The organism is Sphingobium chungangianum (genome assembly GCF_977014255.1).
The window spans coordinates 2484618-2502490 of the sequence record NZ_CDRNIV010000006.1 but is presented as its reverse complement, the minus strand read 5'-3'; the positions used below and the strand labels follow the sequence as shown (position 1 = coordinate 2502490).

At 58.4% G+C, this 17873-nt stretch carries 13 protein-coding genes and 1 pseudogene; 9 read left to right on the top strand and 5 right to left on the bottom strand.

Annotated features, from left to right (window positions below):
• Positions 1-33: 33 nt before the first annotated feature.
• The 3 genes from ACWNC0_RS19395 to ACWNC0_RS19385 all read right to left on the bottom strand — a co-directional run bounded on the left by ACWNC0_RS19395 (position 34) and on the right by ACWNC0_RS19385 (position 2937).
• On the bottom strand, positions 34-861 hold the full coding sequence (locus tag ACWNC0_RS19395; RefSeq protein ID WP_449473997.1) for a hypothetical protein: 828 nt from the start codon (positions 859-861) through the stop codon (positions 34-36).
• A complete protein-coding gene (locus ACWNC0_RS19390; RefSeq protein WP_449473996.1) occupies positions 858-1451 on the bottom strand; it encodes a hypothetical protein in 594 nt (197 codons plus the stop codon). Before ACWNC0_RS19390 ends, ACWNC0_RS19395 begins: the two co-directional genes overlap by 4 nt.
• A 469-nt stretch (positions 1452-1920) precedes the next feature.
• Entirely contained in the window at positions 1921-2937 is a 1017-nt protein-coding gene (locus tag ACWNC0_RS19385; RefSeq protein ID WP_449473778.1) for an IS110 family transposase, read from the bottom strand.
• 115 nt (positions 2938-3052) lie between these two features.
• On the opposite strand from ACWNC0_RS19385, the gene ACWNC0_RS19380 reads away from it, so the two are divergent.
• The 5 genes from ACWNC0_RS19380 to ACWNC0_RS19360 all read left to right on the top strand — a co-directional run bounded on the left by ACWNC0_RS19380 (position 3053) and on the right by ACWNC0_RS19360 (position 9621).
• Positions 3053-3813 (top strand): IS5 family transposase gene (locus ACWNC0_RS19380; RefSeq protein WP_449473994.1). Its coding sequence is split into 2 segments (ribosomal slippage): positions 3053-3377 and positions 3377-3813, totalling 762 coding nucleotides; the frame shifts between segments, so codons are not numbered across the junction.
• A 276-nt stretch (positions 3814-4089) separates the two neighbouring features.
• Positions 4090-4761, top strand: coding sequence for a hypothetical protein (locus ACWNC0_RS19375; protein WP_449473992.1), 672 nt, complete (start codon positions 4090-4092; stop codon positions 4759-4761).
• Positions 4762-4775: 14 nt separating this feature from the next.
• Positions 4776-5927: an ImmA/IrrE family metallo-endopeptidase gene (locus ACWNC0_RS19370; protein ID WP_449473990.1), complete on the top strand. Its 1152-nt coding sequence runs from the start codon at positions 4776-4778 to the stop codon at positions 5925-5927.
• A gap of 204 nt (positions 5928-6131) precedes the next feature.
• Positions 6132-7127 carry a tetratricopeptide repeat protein gene (locus ACWNC0_RS19365; RefSeq protein ID WP_449473989.1) on the top strand — a complete coding sequence of 332 codons (996 nt, stop codon included), beginning with the start codon at positions 6132-6134 and terminating at the stop codon, positions 7125-7127.
• Positions 7128-7140: 13 nt separating this feature from the next.
• The gene (locus tag ACWNC0_RS19360) at positions 7141-9621 is read left to right on the top strand and encodes an NACHT domain-containing protein (protein WP_449473987.1); all 2481 of its coding nucleotides are present in this window, start codon (positions 7141-7143) and stop codon (positions 9619-9621) included.
• A gap of 263 nt (positions 9622-9884) precedes the next feature.
• Here ACWNC0_RS19360 and ACWNC0_RS19355 read toward each other — a convergent pair whose 3' ends face one another.
• Positions 9885-10523, bottom strand: a complete 639-nt coding sequence (locus ACWNC0_RS19355; protein ID WP_449473986.1) for a PilZ domain-containing protein — start codon at positions 10521-10523, stop codon at positions 9885-9887.
• A 245-nt stretch (positions 10524-10768) separates the two neighbouring features.
• On the opposite strand from ACWNC0_RS19355, the gene ACWNC0_RS19350 reads away from it, so the two are divergent.
• Positions 10769-13336, top strand: a complete 2568-nt coding sequence (locus ACWNC0_RS19350; RefSeq protein WP_449473985.1) for a PAS domain-containing protein — start codon at positions 10769-10771, stop codon at positions 13334-13336.
• Between the two features lie 112 nt (positions 13337-13448).
• Positions 13449-14201 (top strand): annotated as a pseudogene (locus ACWNC0_RS19345) (IS5 family transposase).
• Between the two features lie 259 nt (positions 14202-14460).
• Here ACWNC0_RS19345 and ACWNC0_RS19340 read toward each other — a convergent pair.
• A complete protein-coding gene (locus ACWNC0_RS19340; protein WP_449469137.1) occupies positions 14461-15498 on the bottom strand; it encodes an IS110 family transposase in 1038 nt (345 codons plus the stop codon).
• A gap of 430 nt (positions 15499-15928) precedes the next feature.
• Between ACWNC0_RS19340 and ACWNC0_RS19335 the strand changes: the two genes are divergently transcribed.
• On the top strand, positions 15929-16666 hold the full coding sequence (locus ACWNC0_RS19335) for a DUF2334 domain-containing protein (RefSeq protein ID WP_449473984.1): 738 nt from the start codon (positions 15929-15931) through the stop codon (positions 16664-16666).
• A gap of 7 nt (positions 16667-16673) precedes the next feature.
• Entirely contained in the window at positions 16674-17873 is a 1200-nt protein-coding gene (locus tag ACWNC0_RS19330; protein WP_449473982.1) for a glycosyltransferase, read from the top strand.

The following is a 17873-nucleotide window of genomic DNA, read 5'->3' as shown; positions in this document are numbered from 1 at the left end:
TCAATGACTTTTGTTGGAGCTCGGTGATGACCATCAAGCTCCAGCTTTCAGTTTCATAATTGAATTTGCGAGACGCTTTTCCTTACTGATGGCAGTGGTGTAAAATCTCTCCTCTATACAAAATATGGCCATTTTTAAATCATTGTCGTTTTTAACCTCAAATGCGCCATCCTTGATCTTGACATCTTCTACGTATTCAGGAAACTCTTGAAGGAGCTGCTCTACATTCTGTTTCGTATATGCGGTCAGCTTTTCCTGAGCCAGAGCAATACGCTGCCTATTCGGCTTGCTCACTTTTTCAGAGGAGAATTCTGGAACGGCTTTAATCACTTCATTCTGAAGGAAGGCTTTCACCTCCTCGTCAGTGGCCTCTCGGTATAGCTCCTCAATTTTGCTAAAAAAAGTTTTCAAAATGGCGAAGTCAGCAAAATATAGCTCATCAGAAACCGTGTCGTGAATGGCATCGGGAACGTCATTTAATAGGATTATCTTCTCTCCTTCAACGATCGCAAACTCATCCGACACCTTCATCCACTTTTTCTTCACGATATGAGAAGAGATCACCCGTTGGTAAAGGCGATACTGACCCTGGATGATACATATAAACTTCAAGTCAGTAGCTTGATCCTTCTTCAACTGTGGAAAATCTGCCGTGTTTACGTCTGCACCTAGTGTCTCGATCGCATAAGCAGTCTTTGAAAACTCGCCAATCGCTAGCCATTGGCCGTCCTCACGCTTATAGTGTGGGTCGAAATTGACGCTATCACCAAGATCCGGCAGAGCAATTATGTCGCCATCACTTGCCATAACTTTGCAAACCTCGACACTCTTCCGCTTCAAGCGCGCAACAACCTGACTCATTCTCCCCCTCCGATTTCAATAAAGGTAAAGTCATTCACCCGTCGGAGTCCTTCAAACTTTAGGTCACCAACGCCCTTCAATATCTGCTTAGTGATAATGTAGCTTTTAACGTCCTTGTTTGAGGTCGCTGCATAAATTTTGTAGCCCCTCAACACATACATAGGATCGAAATAAGCTCCGCCAGAACGGTATACGAATAATAGGACCACACCAAAAACCAACACAAATGAAAGATAATTTGTGGTGCTCAGCGCAACGAAAAAATAGGCTAAATATATCGGTAGAAATGTATCATTTACCAGTTCAATAGACTTAAAACTGGCGCCATCCACGCGCTCTGGCGATAGCCAACGTGTCGCGCGAAACCCGAGGTTGCTGAAAATCAGGCAGGCCAGAAAATACGATAGATATGAAATCGTAGCCAGAAAAGCTTCGGGCGGACTCCATTTTATGAGCGGCATATCCGGCAGATGTCGTAGTCCCCAGTCGTTTGCATTTCCAAGAACGGAAACCCCCTTGTTCACAAGGAAAATCGCAAAGGTCAGCGAGATGGAACTGAATATCAGAAGGAGGCGATAGAGGTGCGTCATGGACCCACCTCTGCGTACTTCCGATTTGACTGGCTGATATATATTGTTGCTGATGGGCTGATCCGCGACGCCGCGCCTCGGACTTCATAAGGCTTAATCACTTGCATCCCCTTGTGCTCGCACAACATGCTAACACGTACTAGGCTGTAGTGACATTTTAGGGATTCACGCGAGCGTAGATTTCTTCTGTGGTTGCCGCCCGTGGCGCAAGAAGTTTCTGATCCGATGCGCGAGTGATCGAGTGCGGTCTTCTGTAAGGCCTTTGAGATGCGGCATTCAGAAGCCGCTGGCCGGTATGGTGATCTGCGGATCAGGTCCAAAACTGATTCTCGAGCTCGAGGACTCATAGAAATCAACTGGTTTTCCGGATCCAGATCTGTTCGATCATTTTGCCCATTCGGGTCGTCGCCTTCTTTCACCTCCCGTTATCCGACATGACGGATTTGTGACATGTGGGTCACGCCGCCACCTATGCCGGAACTCGATAATCCTCATTCTTCGTCAGCATGGCCCAGATTGTGCGTGCCATCTTGTTGGCCAAAGCGATCGCTACGATCATCCTGGGTTTGCGCATGGATATGCGCGCCAGCCAGGAACCTTCAGGAATCGATTTGCGGCCCATCCAGTTCAGGCGCGACATCGCCCCGATAATCAGCAGCTTGCGGATGTCGGATTGTCCGGCCTTGGAAATGCGTCCGAGCCGCTCCTTGCCGCCGGATGAGAACTGACGTGGGACGAGGCCGAGCCAAGCCGCGAAGTCGCGACCGCACCGGAAGTTTTCCATAGGCGGAGCAAAGGCCTCGACAGCCAGGGCGGTCAAAGGTCCTACGCCGGGGATTGTCTGCAAGCGCCGCGCGGTGTCGGCTTGCGCCGCCAACGCTTTGATCTTGCCAGTGCGGACATTGATCCGGACCGTCTTCTCGGCAATCTGCTCCAGCAAATCCCGGCATTCCTCGCGCATCAAATTGGGCAAGTCGCTGTTCGGTGCGTCTAGGATCTCTTCGATCCGCTTGATCTGGTGAATCCCCTGAGGAACGACATGGCCATACTCATAGAGGTAAGCCCGGAGGGCGTTGACCAGTTCGGTCCGCTGGTGGACGAGCCGCTCTCGAGCCCGAAACAAAATAGCTCGGCTCTGCTGCTCAACAGATTTTGGTTCGACAAAGCGCATTTCGGGCCGCTGGGCCGCTATTACAATCGCCTCCGCATCTGCCGCATCATTCTTCTGCCGCTTTACAAACGGCCGCACATAATGAGGCGCAATCAGCTTCACGTCATGACCAAGCTTGGTCACTTCACGGGCCCAATAATGCGCGCTGCCGCAGGCTTCCATCACGACCACCGCTGGAGGCTGCCCTGCAATGAATTTGTAAAAGCCTTGCCGCGATAGCTTCTTACGGAACTGCATCTGCCCCGTCATCGACGCGCCGTGCAACTGAAAGACGCTCTTTGCCAAATCCACCCCGATTATCGTATCCTTTGTCACGGTTGCCGTCCTTTCCGCTCAGTGGCCTCAACACCACATCTTGGCACATTGCGATGCCGTCTGGGGAGGGCGGCAACCACCCCATCTGATTCAACACTGGCTTTTGGAGGCTGGTGTGGAAGGCGAGGTTTTACGGGACGATCAGTGGGAGCGACTGCGCGAGTTTGTGCCGGGCGGACGAAAGGGCAAGCGTGGTCCACGCAGCGATGGCCGCCGGTTTCTTGATGCGCTGCTGTGGCTGGCGCGTTCGGGCGGACGCTGGCGTGATTTGCCCGAGCGTTTTGGCCCCTATCAGACGGCTAAGCGACGCTATTATCGGTGGGTCGAGCAAGGGGTGATTGACCGGATATTCGCGGCGGTATCGGACGATCCCGACATCGAATGGCTTGCGATCGACGCCACCGTGATCCGCGCCCAGGCTCAAGCGGCCGGAGCGCGGGTAAAAAGGGGGGCGTTCAAGCCCAGGCTCTTGGTCGCTCCCGAGGCGGGTTCGGCACTAAAATCCACGCCGTAGTCGATGCCCTTGGTCTGCCGGTGCGCTTCATGCTCGGTCCCGGACAACAGAACGACATGGCGCCTGCTTGCGACCTGATCCGAGGACTGCCCGCAAAGCAGGTTCTTGCCGATCGCGCCTATGATGCCGATAGCCTGTGCGATCTGATCCGTGCCCAAGGCGGTGAGGCCGTCATCCCGCCACGCCGCCATCGCAGCATCCGCCGACCATATGATGTCATCGCCTACAAACAGCGATGGGGCATCGAAGGCTTCTTCGCTCGCCTCAAACAATGGCGCCGCATCGCTACCCGCTACGACAAAATCGCCGCCAACTTCCTCGGCTTCATCAAGCTCGCAAGCATCATGCTATGGCTCAAATGATTAAATCGTCACTACAGCCTAGCGAAGCCACTTGTCCTCGCCCCTCATTCAACCCTTCGCCGAGTTCTGCCCCTTATCATTACGGATGGTGGCTCATAGCCATTTTCCCTTCTTCATGCTGATTTTAAGTGCCATTTTCAAGGTGTGGACCGAAGGGGCCGCCCGATGTGGACGTCAGAATGCGGCCTCTTCTAAAGCAACATATATTTGAAAATTTACTTGACATGAGATCGATAAATCGGGAATGCACTTGCAGAACTTTTCGAGGCGCAAGGCATGGCTATTTTTCAGGAACAACTGGACGAGGCGTTCCCGCCCAACACGGATGCCGCACTCGTCCGAATCGTATCGCAGGCAATTATGCTGGCGAGTGACGTAATGGATCACGAGTCCTTCCTTGCATCCCTAATCGGCGGCGATATCCGTGGCCATATCCGCCGTGCCGCCGTCCTCTTTAGTGTCCATGAAGGCTGCCAGGCCGGCAATCTCCCCTTTACTTCCGAAATGACCAGAATGCCGCTTGGCGGCGGTCACTGGGTTGAGTTGCGCTCTGGTGCTTGCCGCGCCCATATCTGCCGTACCGACAACCCTATTGCGTTTCCGGAGGAAACGCCGACCCGTCAAGACCAGCGCTTGAGCAACCAACTGGACTTGTTCATGCGAGATTCGGTCGTGGTCCCGATTCGCCCTGAGCCAACTCCCGAAATGTATGCCTGGCTCACCTTTGGCGCGACTGGTCGCGAGCTGACACATCTTTGCTGGGGTATGCCGGAAGCTGGCCGTAACAGTTGGCTTGCCCGGACGAACATCATCAACCGGCTGGGATCGGCGATCGAAATAGTATCGTCGGAAACTCCGACGCCCGCTGTTGTTTTGCGTTTTCGCGATCATATCGAGGAAGCGCTGCGGAAGGACGATACAGAGTCGGATTCCGATCACAGCGCCTGATTATTGGTGACGACATGAGTAATGATCGAGACTCTCCCGCCTCGGCGGGAGCTAAGCCGATTCCCGAGCGGATCAGGGAAGCCCGAGAAGCCCGTGGTCTTTCCGGAGAAAATCTTGCGGAGATCATAGGCGTCAGCCGACAGGCGGTTGCCCAGTTCGAAACTGGTCAGGCATCACCGGGTGGCGAGACGATGAGTAAGATCATCGCGGAAACCGGGCAGCCGATTTCCTTTTTCACCAGCATGCCGGTTCGACCGGGTGAACCACGTTCGCCATTTTTCCGAAGCCTGAAGCGCATGGAGCAACAGCACCGCCGCCGTATCGTCCGGCGGATGCAGTGGGCCGGGGACATCGGCATGCTGCTGGAGCGTTTCATCGACTTGCCAGCGGTTAACTTCCCCGAGTTCGAGTTTGACGCGGATAGCGGAGATGAAGACGACATCGAGCGTGCCGCCGAGAAATTGCGCGATCATTGGGGGCTAGGCCGGGGACCAATCCGCAGCCTCGGAGCGGTCATGGAAGCGAATGGGATTCTTCTCGTCCGTGAACCTGTCCGCTGTCAGGATATGGATGCTGTTAGCTGTTGGATCGGTGGTCGCGCGATTGTCCTCCTATCTAAAGAGATAACTAGTGGGCCTCGTGATCTATTTAACCTCGCTCATGAACTAGGCCACCTTGTTCTTCATCCGGATGTCGAGGTAAACAGCACGAACCTTGATATGATCGAGAAGCAGGCGAACCGGTTCGCAAGCGCGTTCTTGCTTCCACGTGAGACCTTCAGCCAAGAAGTGCTTGGCAGTTCCCTCGCCTTCTTCAAATCCCTCAAAGCACGGTGGGGTGTAGCCATTGCCGCTATGGCTTACCGTAGCCGGGATCTCGGAATATTATCCGAGAACCAGTTCTCGTACCTGTTCCGTCAAATGAATGCCCAGCGCATTCGGAAAGTTGAGCCGCTGGATGATGCTTTCTCGGTAAACCAGCCGGGCGTTCTCGCGGAAGGCCTGCGCATGTTGGTAGAGCATGGCGTGCATACACGTGCCCAGATCGAAGCCTCTCTCGGCCTCAATTTGCGAGATGTTGAAGCGATTGCCGGTCTTTCCGAAGGCTACCTCGATCAAAGGGTCGTGCCGATCCGCTTTCGACGACCGATCTCGGACGAGGGTTAAATCATTGACTAATGAACTGACTGGCCGCCCAAGGAGATCGGCACGGTCATTGCCGAATGGCGCACGGCAGTAGACTCTACTGCGCGCCTATCGGTGCGGCGTTTTTGCAGTGGATCTCGGGGGAATGCCAACATCATCACAAACCGCTTCGATGAACATGACAGGCAGTTGAATCGCGGACTGTTCCGCAGGGGGCGAGCACGGATGGGGATTGGATTTCAGATCATAGACGGTGATGGCCGCTTCTCAGTTGATGGCCTTTTCCGCCAGGCGGAAGAGCGGCTGGACGATGTGCTTGATCGGTACAGCGCCGGGGTGCTCTCTGATTCGGCCTACATCGCCGAACTCAAAGCGATCGTGACGGATAGCTCCGAATATATCGACGGCCATGCTCATTTGGGCCATGCCTTGCTTGCATCGGGGAAAACCAGGGCCGCCTTGTCCTCCTATGAGCGCGGGATCGTGCTGGGTGAAGCCGCTATTCCCGTAGGTTATTCCGGTACTCTCTCTTGGGACGAACTGGACAACCGGCCTTTCCTTCGCGCGCTGCACGGTGCGGCGCTGGCGCAGTTGCGCCTCAAGAAGCGCAGAGCTGGCATTTCCCTGATGGAGCGCATGCTGTCGCTCAACCCCGATGATAAACAGAACTTCCGCTACCGGTTGGGATCGGAATATCTGCGGAACCGCGAACCGAAAAAGGCCGGTTTCCTGTTGGAAAGCTGGGCCGAACTTTATCCGCCCTGCGCGTATGATCTGGGCCTCCTGCGCTTCAGGCAAAACAAATATGTCGCTGCCGCCACCCAATTACGCCGGGCGTTTGCTGCAAACTTCTATATCGCCGACATTCTCTGCGGACATCCCGATCCTGAGCCGCTGTCGATATGGCACGGTTCCAATTACGCCATGCCCGATCTCGCCCGCGACTATGTGCGTGAATATGGAAAACTCTGGCATGACACCGGCGATGCGCTGCCGTTTCTGCATTGGCTCTATCACCATCCGAAAGTGATGGCTGAACGGGCCGCGCTTCTGAATTGCCGAGAGCAGTTGCAGTGGGGGCACGGTGTGGAGCAGCGGCAGAATATTCTGGGCTGCGAGCGGGAATTGCTGGCGCAGATCGACAGCCGGATTTCAGACGCGATTGTTGGCATGCGATCCACGCGCGATGGTCGGCCCGTTTATCCCTGGTGGCGGTTGTGAGCGAGGCGCGCCGATGAGTACAACGTTAAAGGGGAATGCATTTCGCGATGCCGTTGCCCAACTCCTGCGCGCGGCGGGCTTTTCTCACACGGAAACCGAAGTCCAGCTCGGCTACAAGAATGCCGATGTATCTGCGGTCTGGCTGCGCGACGAGGTGGCGGGCGAACAACGCTACGCCTTCGAGACGAAGGCCTATTCCGGCAGCCTGAAGCTTAGTGAATGCAGCAAGTTTGCCAATGACTATGGCCCGCTGATCTCGAACGACACGATCGATCAGGCCTGGCTCATCTCCCAAGGTCCGATCACGCCAGAAGGCCGGAAGGCCGCGCAGAGCCAACGCGGACTTCAGGCTATGACGTTCGCTGAACTACAACGGCGTCTGATGCGGCTCGACCCTTATCTCAAGGCCCTTGGCGAGGCACACGAGCACAGCCGGCTTGAGGAATATTATGTCCCGCCGGAGACCGCCACCGGTGATGATCTAGCCGCCTATGTCGAGGCATGGCAGGCCGAGCAGGACGCGCCGCCGCTTTTCGTGCTTGGCCCTTATGGCAAAGGCAAATCGACATTCGCCAACCATCTGGCTGCCACTATGGCCGCGCGCGCGCTGGAAGACCCCACAGTGCGAGTGCCCATATTGGTACGCCTAGGCGAGATTGCGGATGAGCAATCCCTAGAGGGCCTACTGGGCAAGGTATTCGCCAGCCAGCATCGCGTCCCTGGCTATCATTTCGACACCTTCGCCGCCCTCAATCGCAACGGCCGTTTTCTCGTCATTTACGATGGCTTCGACGAGATGAAGCATGGTCTGACACCATCGAAGTTTCAGACTGTCCTCGCCGAACTCATGAAGCTGGATCAGGGCGACGCCCGCATACTCGTCCTCGGCCGCGACACCGCCTTTCATGACGATGTGGAATTCAAGGCCGTCATAGATGGCGTCCAGACCACTCCAGCTGGCCGATCACTCCCAACGCCGGGACGGCGGGCCTATCGGCATGTCGAGATTCGCGGCTTCACACCTGATGAAGCGCGGTCTTATGTCGAGCGATACTTCCCGATCCGAGCGGCCGAGGAACAGGATGGCCCCGCGACCGATCCCAAATGGGTCGAGCAACGTGTGGCCGAACTGGTCTCAGGCCGGTTTGACCAGCTTCTAGAACGGCCTGTTCATGCACAGATGCTGTGCGAGATCGCAGCGCACCCCGACCAGCTCCGCACCGATATGTCGGTCTATGAGCTATTCGACAGCTTTGTGCATTATCTCCTCCTGCGCGAACTGGAGAAGCGCGGACGTGACAAGGATTTTCCAATCAAGGTCAGGCGTCGGTTCAACGCGAGTCTTGCCTGGTGGCTGTGGGAACGCGGAGGAGCATCGACGACCACCCTGAACGACATTCCCCAATCCCTCTGCGACGAAGCGGCTCGCGACATCAGCCATTCTCTTCAGAAGGAGGAGATGCGTCGAGAACTGATCCAGGGCTGCCTTATCGAGAAAGGGGCGCAAACAATCTATTTTCACCGTTCGATTCAGGAATTTCTGGCAGCCGAGCATCTGATCGAAACCGACCTTCTCCAGCGCGGCGGCTATGGCGCCAACTGGCTCCAAACGCTGACGTCCGCAGTGACGCCTGAAGTTATCGAGTTCGTTGTAGCCGGTGCGAATGTGAATTTGGAACGGCGGGAACGCGCGTTGAAATGGTTCGATGCGTTATCCAGTGCTCGCGCATATCGCGTACCGCTCGCCGGTTTCGATCTGTTCATTCAACTGGCAAAAGCAGTTGATGGGACGTTGCCGGGGGTTCCAGATTCTCCCTGGCTGGTCTGGTTGGCATTCTTCATGCGGACAGGCGCTAAGGATTTTGCTCACCGGGGACGGAACACTTTCCCAGTCCTCGCGGACATGCTCCTTGCCGCGCGCGACGCCGATCGCGAAGTTCAAGCAGCTATTCTATATGCACTGTCACGCATATTGTTTCATGCGCGCAGGGGGCAAGACGGAAACGTAGCCCTGACAGCTTCCGCCCATCTCCCTGTCGAGCAGCTCAAAGCACTTGTTGTTGAAGCAGCCGCCAAAAAGTCCGAGCGGCAGATCGTCCGCTACAATGAGGATTATCTTCTATGGAGCCTTTTGAGGTCATGGCGGGTGGAGCGCAACGACGCCGATGTTCTAACGCTGACGATCGACGTTGCACGGATGCACGATGATGCCATGGGCGTCTTACCCGATGGTTTCGACAGTGATGTCGATAATCCACAGCAAACGGTTTCTCTGACGGTCCAATCGCTTTACGTCGCACTCGGCAATCGTAAGCCGCCGGTCAGCGAGCGCGACATTGAGGCCATTCGTCCCTTTTTCAATGATGCGAAGCTGCGCGCCGCCTTCTCTCCCGTGGAGATCGTCCACCGGCAGACGGCGCCTGTGCTGGAGACTGTGCCACCGGTGCGGGTTGCAAAACCTAAGCTCGGCCTTCGCACTTCACAGCGCGAATAACGATCTTCCGCCACCCACCATCAAATCGAATCCTCAACTTGCATGCCAACGACCGCTATCCTCGATTGACTTTCCGGAAGCAGTCAGCGTTCAATCGGTCATCGCGAGCCGACCAGGAAGGGAAACCTGACAGTCCGGAGCTGAGTGCCAGAAATGGGCTGCTGAATGGCAAAGAAGGGTCGGTGGTAGCAAGAGGGCTCACCGCTGGAACGATCCCCCATCGCTCACCCACAGACAACTCTGGGACCGTTACGCCTGAGGCATCAGGAACACCCTTCGCCCCGAGAGAATCGAAGACGGCTGACGGCTCCCAGGTCATCAGCAGATAGGATGTCGGCGAGCAGTAGGCCCGCCGAACGCTTGTCTGCCCAACGAACGACGCCTCGGCGCTCGATTCCATTTGGCAACTGAATCCAGACGCGGAGCCCCGGCTGAAAGGATCCATCGTGTCGCACCTTCATGCCCTGTTGCGAGATGTTTTCGAGTTCGAGCTGGTGAGAGCCAGCAAGGCTCTGCCCCTCGACTCTCATTAGCGGAGTTTTGAGACGCAAGGGGCGCGACTCAGTGGAGCGGGCTTCCTGCACCAGTTGCCGTAGCAGCTCGGCACAGTTCACGGTCTGCGAGAAAGCCACAATGTACCGCTTGCCATCTTTCAAAATGACGGTCGCCGTTGTTGAAACCGTTTCCGACAAGTCGAGCCTGATCAACTGTCCGATCCGTAAGTCAATGACTGACGAGAGCTCCGTCCCGCCATTCGATATCCTGTGCATCCTGGCCAGCCCTGTCTCATTCCCAACATGGAGGCGTGCTACGCGATTCACGGTGGGAAGGTTAATGTGGTCAGCCATGCTGCAGCCCGTCAGATTGAGCCGCAGAGGGTCAGTATCCATCTTCGTTGCCATGCAGTGCTCCTCGGTCCATGGACCAAAGCTGCACGCTGGCAATCGGGAGAACAATTCGTAGCGTCTACGGTGGCCTGTGTAAGAGGCCGTTCACCATTGCAGGCAGAATTGACGCCCGGAGGCTGCTGAGTCGCAATCCGGGTGCTACTGCTGGCCACGCAATACCGGACTATTACGGTATACCGATTGCTCGCGCCCAAAGCCAAGTTGGGTTATGAGGTGGTCATGTTTGCAGGGTGATCGCGTTGCCTCTAGTCCATATCGTTGATGATGATGCGCATGTTCGCGCGGCCACCAGTTATCTCCTTGCCAGTCGTGGACATCCGACGGAAGTCTACGCAAGCGCAGAGGAATTCTTGCAGCAGGCAAACCTAGACCGCGGGTGCGTGCTCCTTGACCTGCGCATGCCGGGACTCGATGGCCTCGGCACCTTGGCCCGGCTGGTGGAGCGACGTGTCGCGATCCCGACAATCATGATGACCGGCCATGGTGATCTCTGTACCGCGGTTCAGGCAATGAAGCTTGGCGCCATCGATTTCATCCAGAAACCCTACCAGGAACAGGAACTCCTGGCCGCTATTACCCGGGCGCTTGATCTACGTGCCCAGGAACGTCGTCGGACACAAGGCCGTGCGGATGCACTGATCCGTACTGAGAAACTCTCACCGCGTGAGCTTCAAATTCTGCAGGGGCTGTTGGGCGGCCTCAGCAACAAGGTGATCGCGCGTCATCTGGAGCTCAGCCATCGAACTGTGGAAATGCACAGGGCAAGGATGATGGCGGACCTCGGCTGCGGCACCCTGTCTGAAGCGGTCCGCATTGCGATTGATGCCGGGCTCTCGCCGCTCATCGGCGGATGTTCAGAGCCTACCGGGCCTGCCGGCTTGCCGCCCGTTGCACCGGCGCCGCGCGCGATGAGGCCCGTTGCAGGTCCAGACGTGGCGGAGCCGCTGCCCCCAGCCGACGAACTGCTTGAGGGGGCCATCGACTGTATCTTCCTGCTCGATCGTGATTGGCGCTTCATCCACCTGAACCGGAACGCTGTGGACAAAATCGGCCGAGGCCAAGATTTGCGAGGGACAATCATCTGGCACAGCTTCCCGCTGGCGGTTCATACGGCCGCTTGGGCAGAACTTCATCGGGCCGCCGCCGAACGCACAGCTGGACGGTTTCAGTTCTTCGAGCCTGACGTGCACTGCTGGTTTGACGTGAACGTCCGTCCGATAGCGAATGGACTGCAGGTTGCGTTTCGCGACATTACTGCGGAACGACAGAAGAGCGTCGCATCGCAGATGAATGAGGAGACCCTTCGCATGGTGCTGGAGGCAACCGGCGACGGCGCATGGGACTGGAATTTCGAAACCGGCCACATCGCCATGTCGGCGCGCTTCCTTCGGCACCTTGGATATGCCCCGGGGGAATTGGGGGGCGGCATCGATGCGGTTCGTGAACTGGTGCATGCTGACGACTGGCCGATCCTGGAAGAACGGCTAAAGGAACATCTCGACGGCAAATGCGACACCTTTGCCTGCGAGTATCGCCTTCGGCATCGCGATGGCAGTTGGTGCTGGAACTTCGATCGAGGCCGCGTTGTCGTCCGCGATCCGCAATCAGGCGCGCCACTTAGGATGGTCGGCACGGCCTGTGACGTGAGCGAGCGTAAAGCGGAGGAGGTTCGTGCGAAGGAGGCGTTGGAGCGGCTGGCACTTGCCCAGAGCAATTCTGGCGCCGGCACGTGGGATCTGAATCTTGAGACGTATCGGCTTCAACTCTGTCCGCGAAGCCGAGAGATGCATGGATTGCCCGGAAAGGGTCCACCGGAATTGAGCGATGAAGAGTGGAGCGCCTGTCTGCACCATGACGACCTGAAGAACACCCGCGAAGCGCTCCAGGCGGCGGTGAGGACGGAGACGAGCCTCTCTATCCGCTACCGGACAATTGCCGCAGACGGAAATTGCCGATGGGTGCTCGGATTAGGGAGCCTTGTTCCCGGATCGCGCGCTCGTGCCGCCCGCTTTGTCGGCTTGAATCTCGACGTCACGGACAGCATGGAGGCGACAATCGCGCTCCAGCGGATGCAGGCCGAGATCATCCATCTCTCCCGTTTCAGCGCGATGGGCGCGCTGGCGACGACGCTGGCACATGAACTCAACCAGCCATTGACGGCGATCGCTGGATTTGTCGGCGGCATCAGGCGCTACGTCGAAGCGGGCGAGCCACATGATCGCGCAGCCGCTCTGCAAGCAGTCGAAGGCGCGGAGCGAGGCGCGCAATACGCGGCCGAGATCGTTCGCAAGCTTAGCGAGCAGGCGAGCGATACCGCGCCTGAACGAAAGCCCGACAGCCTCCGCGAGACGATCAGCGAGGCCATTCAGCTGTGCGGCCACAATGGCGTAGGAAGGCAAGGGATCGGACTCGAAGTCGACGAGGCTGCCGACGCCGTTCTCATCGACAGAGTTCAGATCGAGCAGGTTGTTCTCAACCTTCTTCGCAACGCCTGCGAGGCCAGCGAAGCATCGGGATCAGTCAAGCAAATTGTTGTATCGGCCATGCCTACGGGCGAAAACAGGGCTGTTGTCCGTGTAAGCGATGGCGGAAGCGGTATTCCCGACATACTGAAGACCGAAATCTTCAAAACAAACTTCACCACCAAGGCCAACGGTATGGGCCTTGGGCTCTCCATCTGCCGAACGATTATCGAGAATCACGGAGGCCGGATCTGGGCTGAGCCTAATGATCGCGCAGGCGCAGACTTTTGTTTCACCCTACCTCTTCAATGCGACCCGCCGCTGTTATTGAATTGTCGCGGATGACTGGGCTGTTGAGAGCACGTCATATGCCTTCCTTCAACTTAAGGCGGGCTAGGGTCAGGACCCATTGATGTGAGAGGCATGATCTGATTCAGGCTCCGCAAGGAGACTGAATGTGAGCGACCTCTACTGGCTGACGGACGAGCAGATGGCTCGGCTTGAGCCGTATTTTCCGAAGAGCCACGGCAGGCCGAGGGTGGATGATCGGCGCGTGCTGAGCGGGATTATCTTCGTCAATCGCAACGGGTTGCGCTGGCGGGATGCGCCGAAGGAATACGGCCCGCACAAGACGCTCTACAATCGTTGGAAGCGCTGGGGCCGGATGGGCGTTTTTACGCGAATGATGGAGGGGCTCTCCGTCGGAGCCGAGCGCAGGACGGTGATGATCGACGCAACCTATTTGAAGGCGCACCGCACGGCATCGAGCTTGGCGGTAAAAAAGGGGATCTCGGCCACCTGATCGGCCGCACCAAAGGCGGCATGAACACCAAGATCCATGCCGTTACCGATGCCAACGGCCGTCCCCTGAGCTTCTTCATGACCGCTGGCCAAGTCAGCGACTATCGGTGCGGCAGCCCTGCTCGACGAACTGTCCAAGGCGCAATGGCTGCTCGCCGACCGGGGCTACGATGCCGACTGGTTCAGGGAAGCCCTTGAGGAAAAGGGCCTCAAGCCCTGCATCCCCGGCCGGAAATCGCGCAACGAGCCCATCAGATACGACAAACGCCGATACAGGCGCCGCAACCGCATCGAGATCATGTTCGGTCGGCTGAAGGACTGGCGCCGCGTCGCCACCCGCTATGACCGCTGCCCCACCGCCTTCTTCTCCGCCATCGCACTCGCCGCCACCGTCATCTTCTGGTTATGACCAATGAGTCCTTCTCTGATTGGGGCCTTTGGGTCAAGCTGCATCCTCAGTATCGTGACCGCTCCCATGGATCACTTGCTTCTCTCCGCGATCGACGCTTGGTCGCCGCATAATGGGGTTAGAAGAACGAGGCGCTTCAATCTGAGCCTCGACCTTCAGACATGCTGAGGTTCTGGACTCACTGCGAAGTCGGCTCGCCCATCGTCCCCATGGGAACGATCGCTTCCCACCCGGCTTGGGCGGAAACTGATTTATCTCCTCACACAGCCGCGACCGCCGACGCTTTACCCCAGCGGAAGTCGGTTTGATCGGTCCACATGCGATGTAAAATGACGGCGAGCTTTCGTGCGACGGCGACGCGTGCCTTTGCCAATCCGCGGCGTTGCGCGATGCGCATGCCCCACGCTTTCAGTGTCGACCATTTCGTGCAGCGCGTCAGCAATGTATGCGCGGCTTCGTAGAGAGCGGTGCGAGCGAGTTCGTCCCCACATCGACTTATGCGGCCCTGAATGTCCGTTTCGCCTGATTGGTAGCGGCGCGGCGTAAGACCGAAATGCGCCCCGACGTCGCGTGACCGCCGGAAGCGTTCAGGCTGATCAACCGTCGCGCGAAAAGTCAGCGCAGTAAGCGGTCCAACTCCAGGTACCGTCATCAGCCGGCGACAGACAGGTTCGACACGAACGGCATCCAGAACCCGCTTTGTCAGACGTGCAAGTTCAATGGCCATCGTCGCTAGGATAGCCAGTAATGGTTCGACAATGTCTGTGATGCCAGCATCCGCCGAGGCGAGCTCTCTGGCGCGCGGTGCGAACATTTTCCGACCAGGCGTGCCGAGCTTTAGCCCTGCCTCGCGTAAGACCGCACGGACCTCGTTCTCAATGTCGCGCTGCTTGTTCAGCACCATCCGCCGAGCACCAAGCAGCGCGCGGGCAGAGCGGCACGGCGGGCTCTTCACATGTACTGCCCGATACCATCCTGTGCGGATGATTTGAGCCAGGCCGCGAGCATCATTACGATCACTCTTATTGGGCATTGCGCCCATTGCGGCCTTAGCCGCGCGAGTTTCGATACACAGCACCGGAAGCCCGGCTCGGGCCATCCCCTGATGCAGCCAGGATGCCAGTGAACAGGCCTCAAGACCAATACGCTCGATCGGTAAGTCGAGTGCGGCGAAGGCATCGATTAAGGCAGCGGGGTCGCTCGACGCGCGAAGTTCGCGTTCGATCTTGCCTACCTCATCGACGATACAGATCGCTGTCTCTTCCAACGAAACATCCAGTCCGGCATAGTAGCGCATGGTTGCTCCTCCTTATGGTTGTGGCCGCTCAACACGGACCACGTCTTACCATTTTGCGAGGAGCAGCCACCCAAGCGATTCAGGGTCGGCCCCAATCACCCCATCTGACCCTAACTACGGAAATGCGCCGATTATCGCCGTTCGGCGCTCCGATAATTATCCCCGAAAGCAGTTACTCGCTGCACAGTGTTCCTGCAGCCGATAGCTGCCGGAAAATCGAGGACGAAGTGTAAGTTCGGACAGAGCATAAGTCTGGCTCCAGGGCCGATCAGTGCTCAATATTGAGGAACAACTGCGGTTGCCGGGCTGAGCGCCGTCATGTTGTTATGCGCAAAAGATTGCGGCCAACACATCTCGTAACCGCCGCGTCATGGATCATGGCCATAGGCCGGGCCTGCAAGTTCGAGAGTTTCGGTCTGCGGGGGCAGTCGTGAAGAAACTTCTTGTTTCGATCCATGATGTTGGCCCGCGATTCGAAGCGGAGGTCGATCTGTTGCTGGAGCAACTGGCTCGCCATGTCGACGCCGGCGACCTGGCGATGCTGGTCGTTCCCGATCATTGGGGTGCGCATCCGCTGCGACCCGGCAGCGCCTTTGCCCGGAAATTGCGGGGCTGGTCCGACCGGGGCGTCAGCATGTTCGCCCATGGCTGGTTCCACAAGGACATGGCCGTGCATCAGGGTCCGGCCGCGCGCTTCAAGGCGCGTCACATGACGGCCGGGGAGGGAGAGTTTCTGGGGCTGGACGGCGAAGTCGCGGCCCGGCGCATGGCCGATGCGCGCACCCTGATCGAGGCCATTATCGGCCGGCCGGTTGCGGGCTTCGTGGCGCCGGCCTGGCTCGATGGCCGCCCGGCGCTCGACGCGCTGGCCGCGTCCGGCTTTACGCTGGCCGAGGATCATATGAAGGTGTGGCAGCCGGGGACCGGCCGGGTGCTGGCGCGGGGGCCGGTGATCACATGGGCCAGCCGGAGCCCGACGCGGATCGCATCGTCCCTTCTGGCTGCGCGCCTGCTGCCGCCGCTGCTGCGTCATGCGCCGGTGGCGCGCGTGGCGGTGCATCCGGGTGACGCGCATGTGCCGCGGCTGCTGGCCAGCATCGATCGGGTGTTGGAACGTCTGAAACGCACCCATGCGCCCGCGCCCTATGGCGATTTGCTGGCGGCCTGATCCAGTCATGCGCATCCTGACCTTCCTGCACAGCTTCGAACCGGGCGGGGTAGAGCGTGTCGCGCTGCGGCTGGTGCGCCACTGGAAGGCGTCGGGGGTCGACGCGCCACTGTTCATGGGGCGGACCGATGGAGCGATGCGGGCGGAGTTGGGTGAGGGGCTCGACTGCCAGATGCCCAAGCCGCCGCCTGTCTCCATCGTCTGGTGCGAGACGCTGTGGATGATCGTGACGCTGCCGCCGGCGATCCGACGCCTACGGCCCGACCTGCTGTTCTGCGCGGGCAACAGCTACGCGGTGGTCGCGGTGGCGATGAAACTGCTGCTGGGACGCCGCTGCCCGCCGGTGGTCGCCAAGATCAGCAATGACCTGGAGCGGCGCGACATGCGCTGGCCGGTGCGCATGTTCTATCATGTCTGGCTACGTATACAGGGACGTTTCATCGACCATTTCGTCGCCATGGCGGAGGGACTGGAAGCGGAGATCGCGACGTTGATCCGTCCCGGCGCTGCGGCGATCAGCGTCATTCCCGATCCCGCCCTCTCGCGCGAGCAGATCGATCGGTTGCGGGCCGCGCCTCCGGCCCCAGCGCGTGCGGAGGGCGGCCATTTCATCGCCATCGGCCGGTTGGCGGCGCAGAAGAATTTCGCGCTGATGCTGCACGGCTTTGCGCGGGGTGCGCAGCCGCAGGACCAGCTGACCATCTATGGCGACGGTCCCGAACGGCGGGCATTGCAGATGCTGGCGGACCGCCTGGGGCTGAACGAGCGGGTCGCTTTTGCGGGCCATGTTCCCGATCCGGCCAGCCGGATCGCACAAGGCGATATCCTGCTGCTGTCATCAACCTATGAAGGGGTGCCCGCCGTCGTGCTGGAGGCGCTGGCGGTGGGCGTGCCGGTCATCGCCACCCGATGCAGCGCGGCCATGTCCGCGCTGCTGGAGGAGGGCAGGCTAGGTTATCTGGTGCCGGTCGCCGATGTGCGGGCATTGGCCGAGGCGATCGCCACAGCGGGCCAGCGGACGCAGGACAGCGCCACCAGTCTGGAGCAGGCGCGTCGCTTCACGCTGGAGGCCGCCTCCGGCACCTATCTCGCCAGTTTCGCGGCGGTCGCGCGCCGCGCAGGTGATGATGAAAAAATCCGCCCCCGGCGACTGTGGCGGTTGATCCGTCGCGTCGTCTCTCCTTCCAGTCCATCAAGACGAGCATGA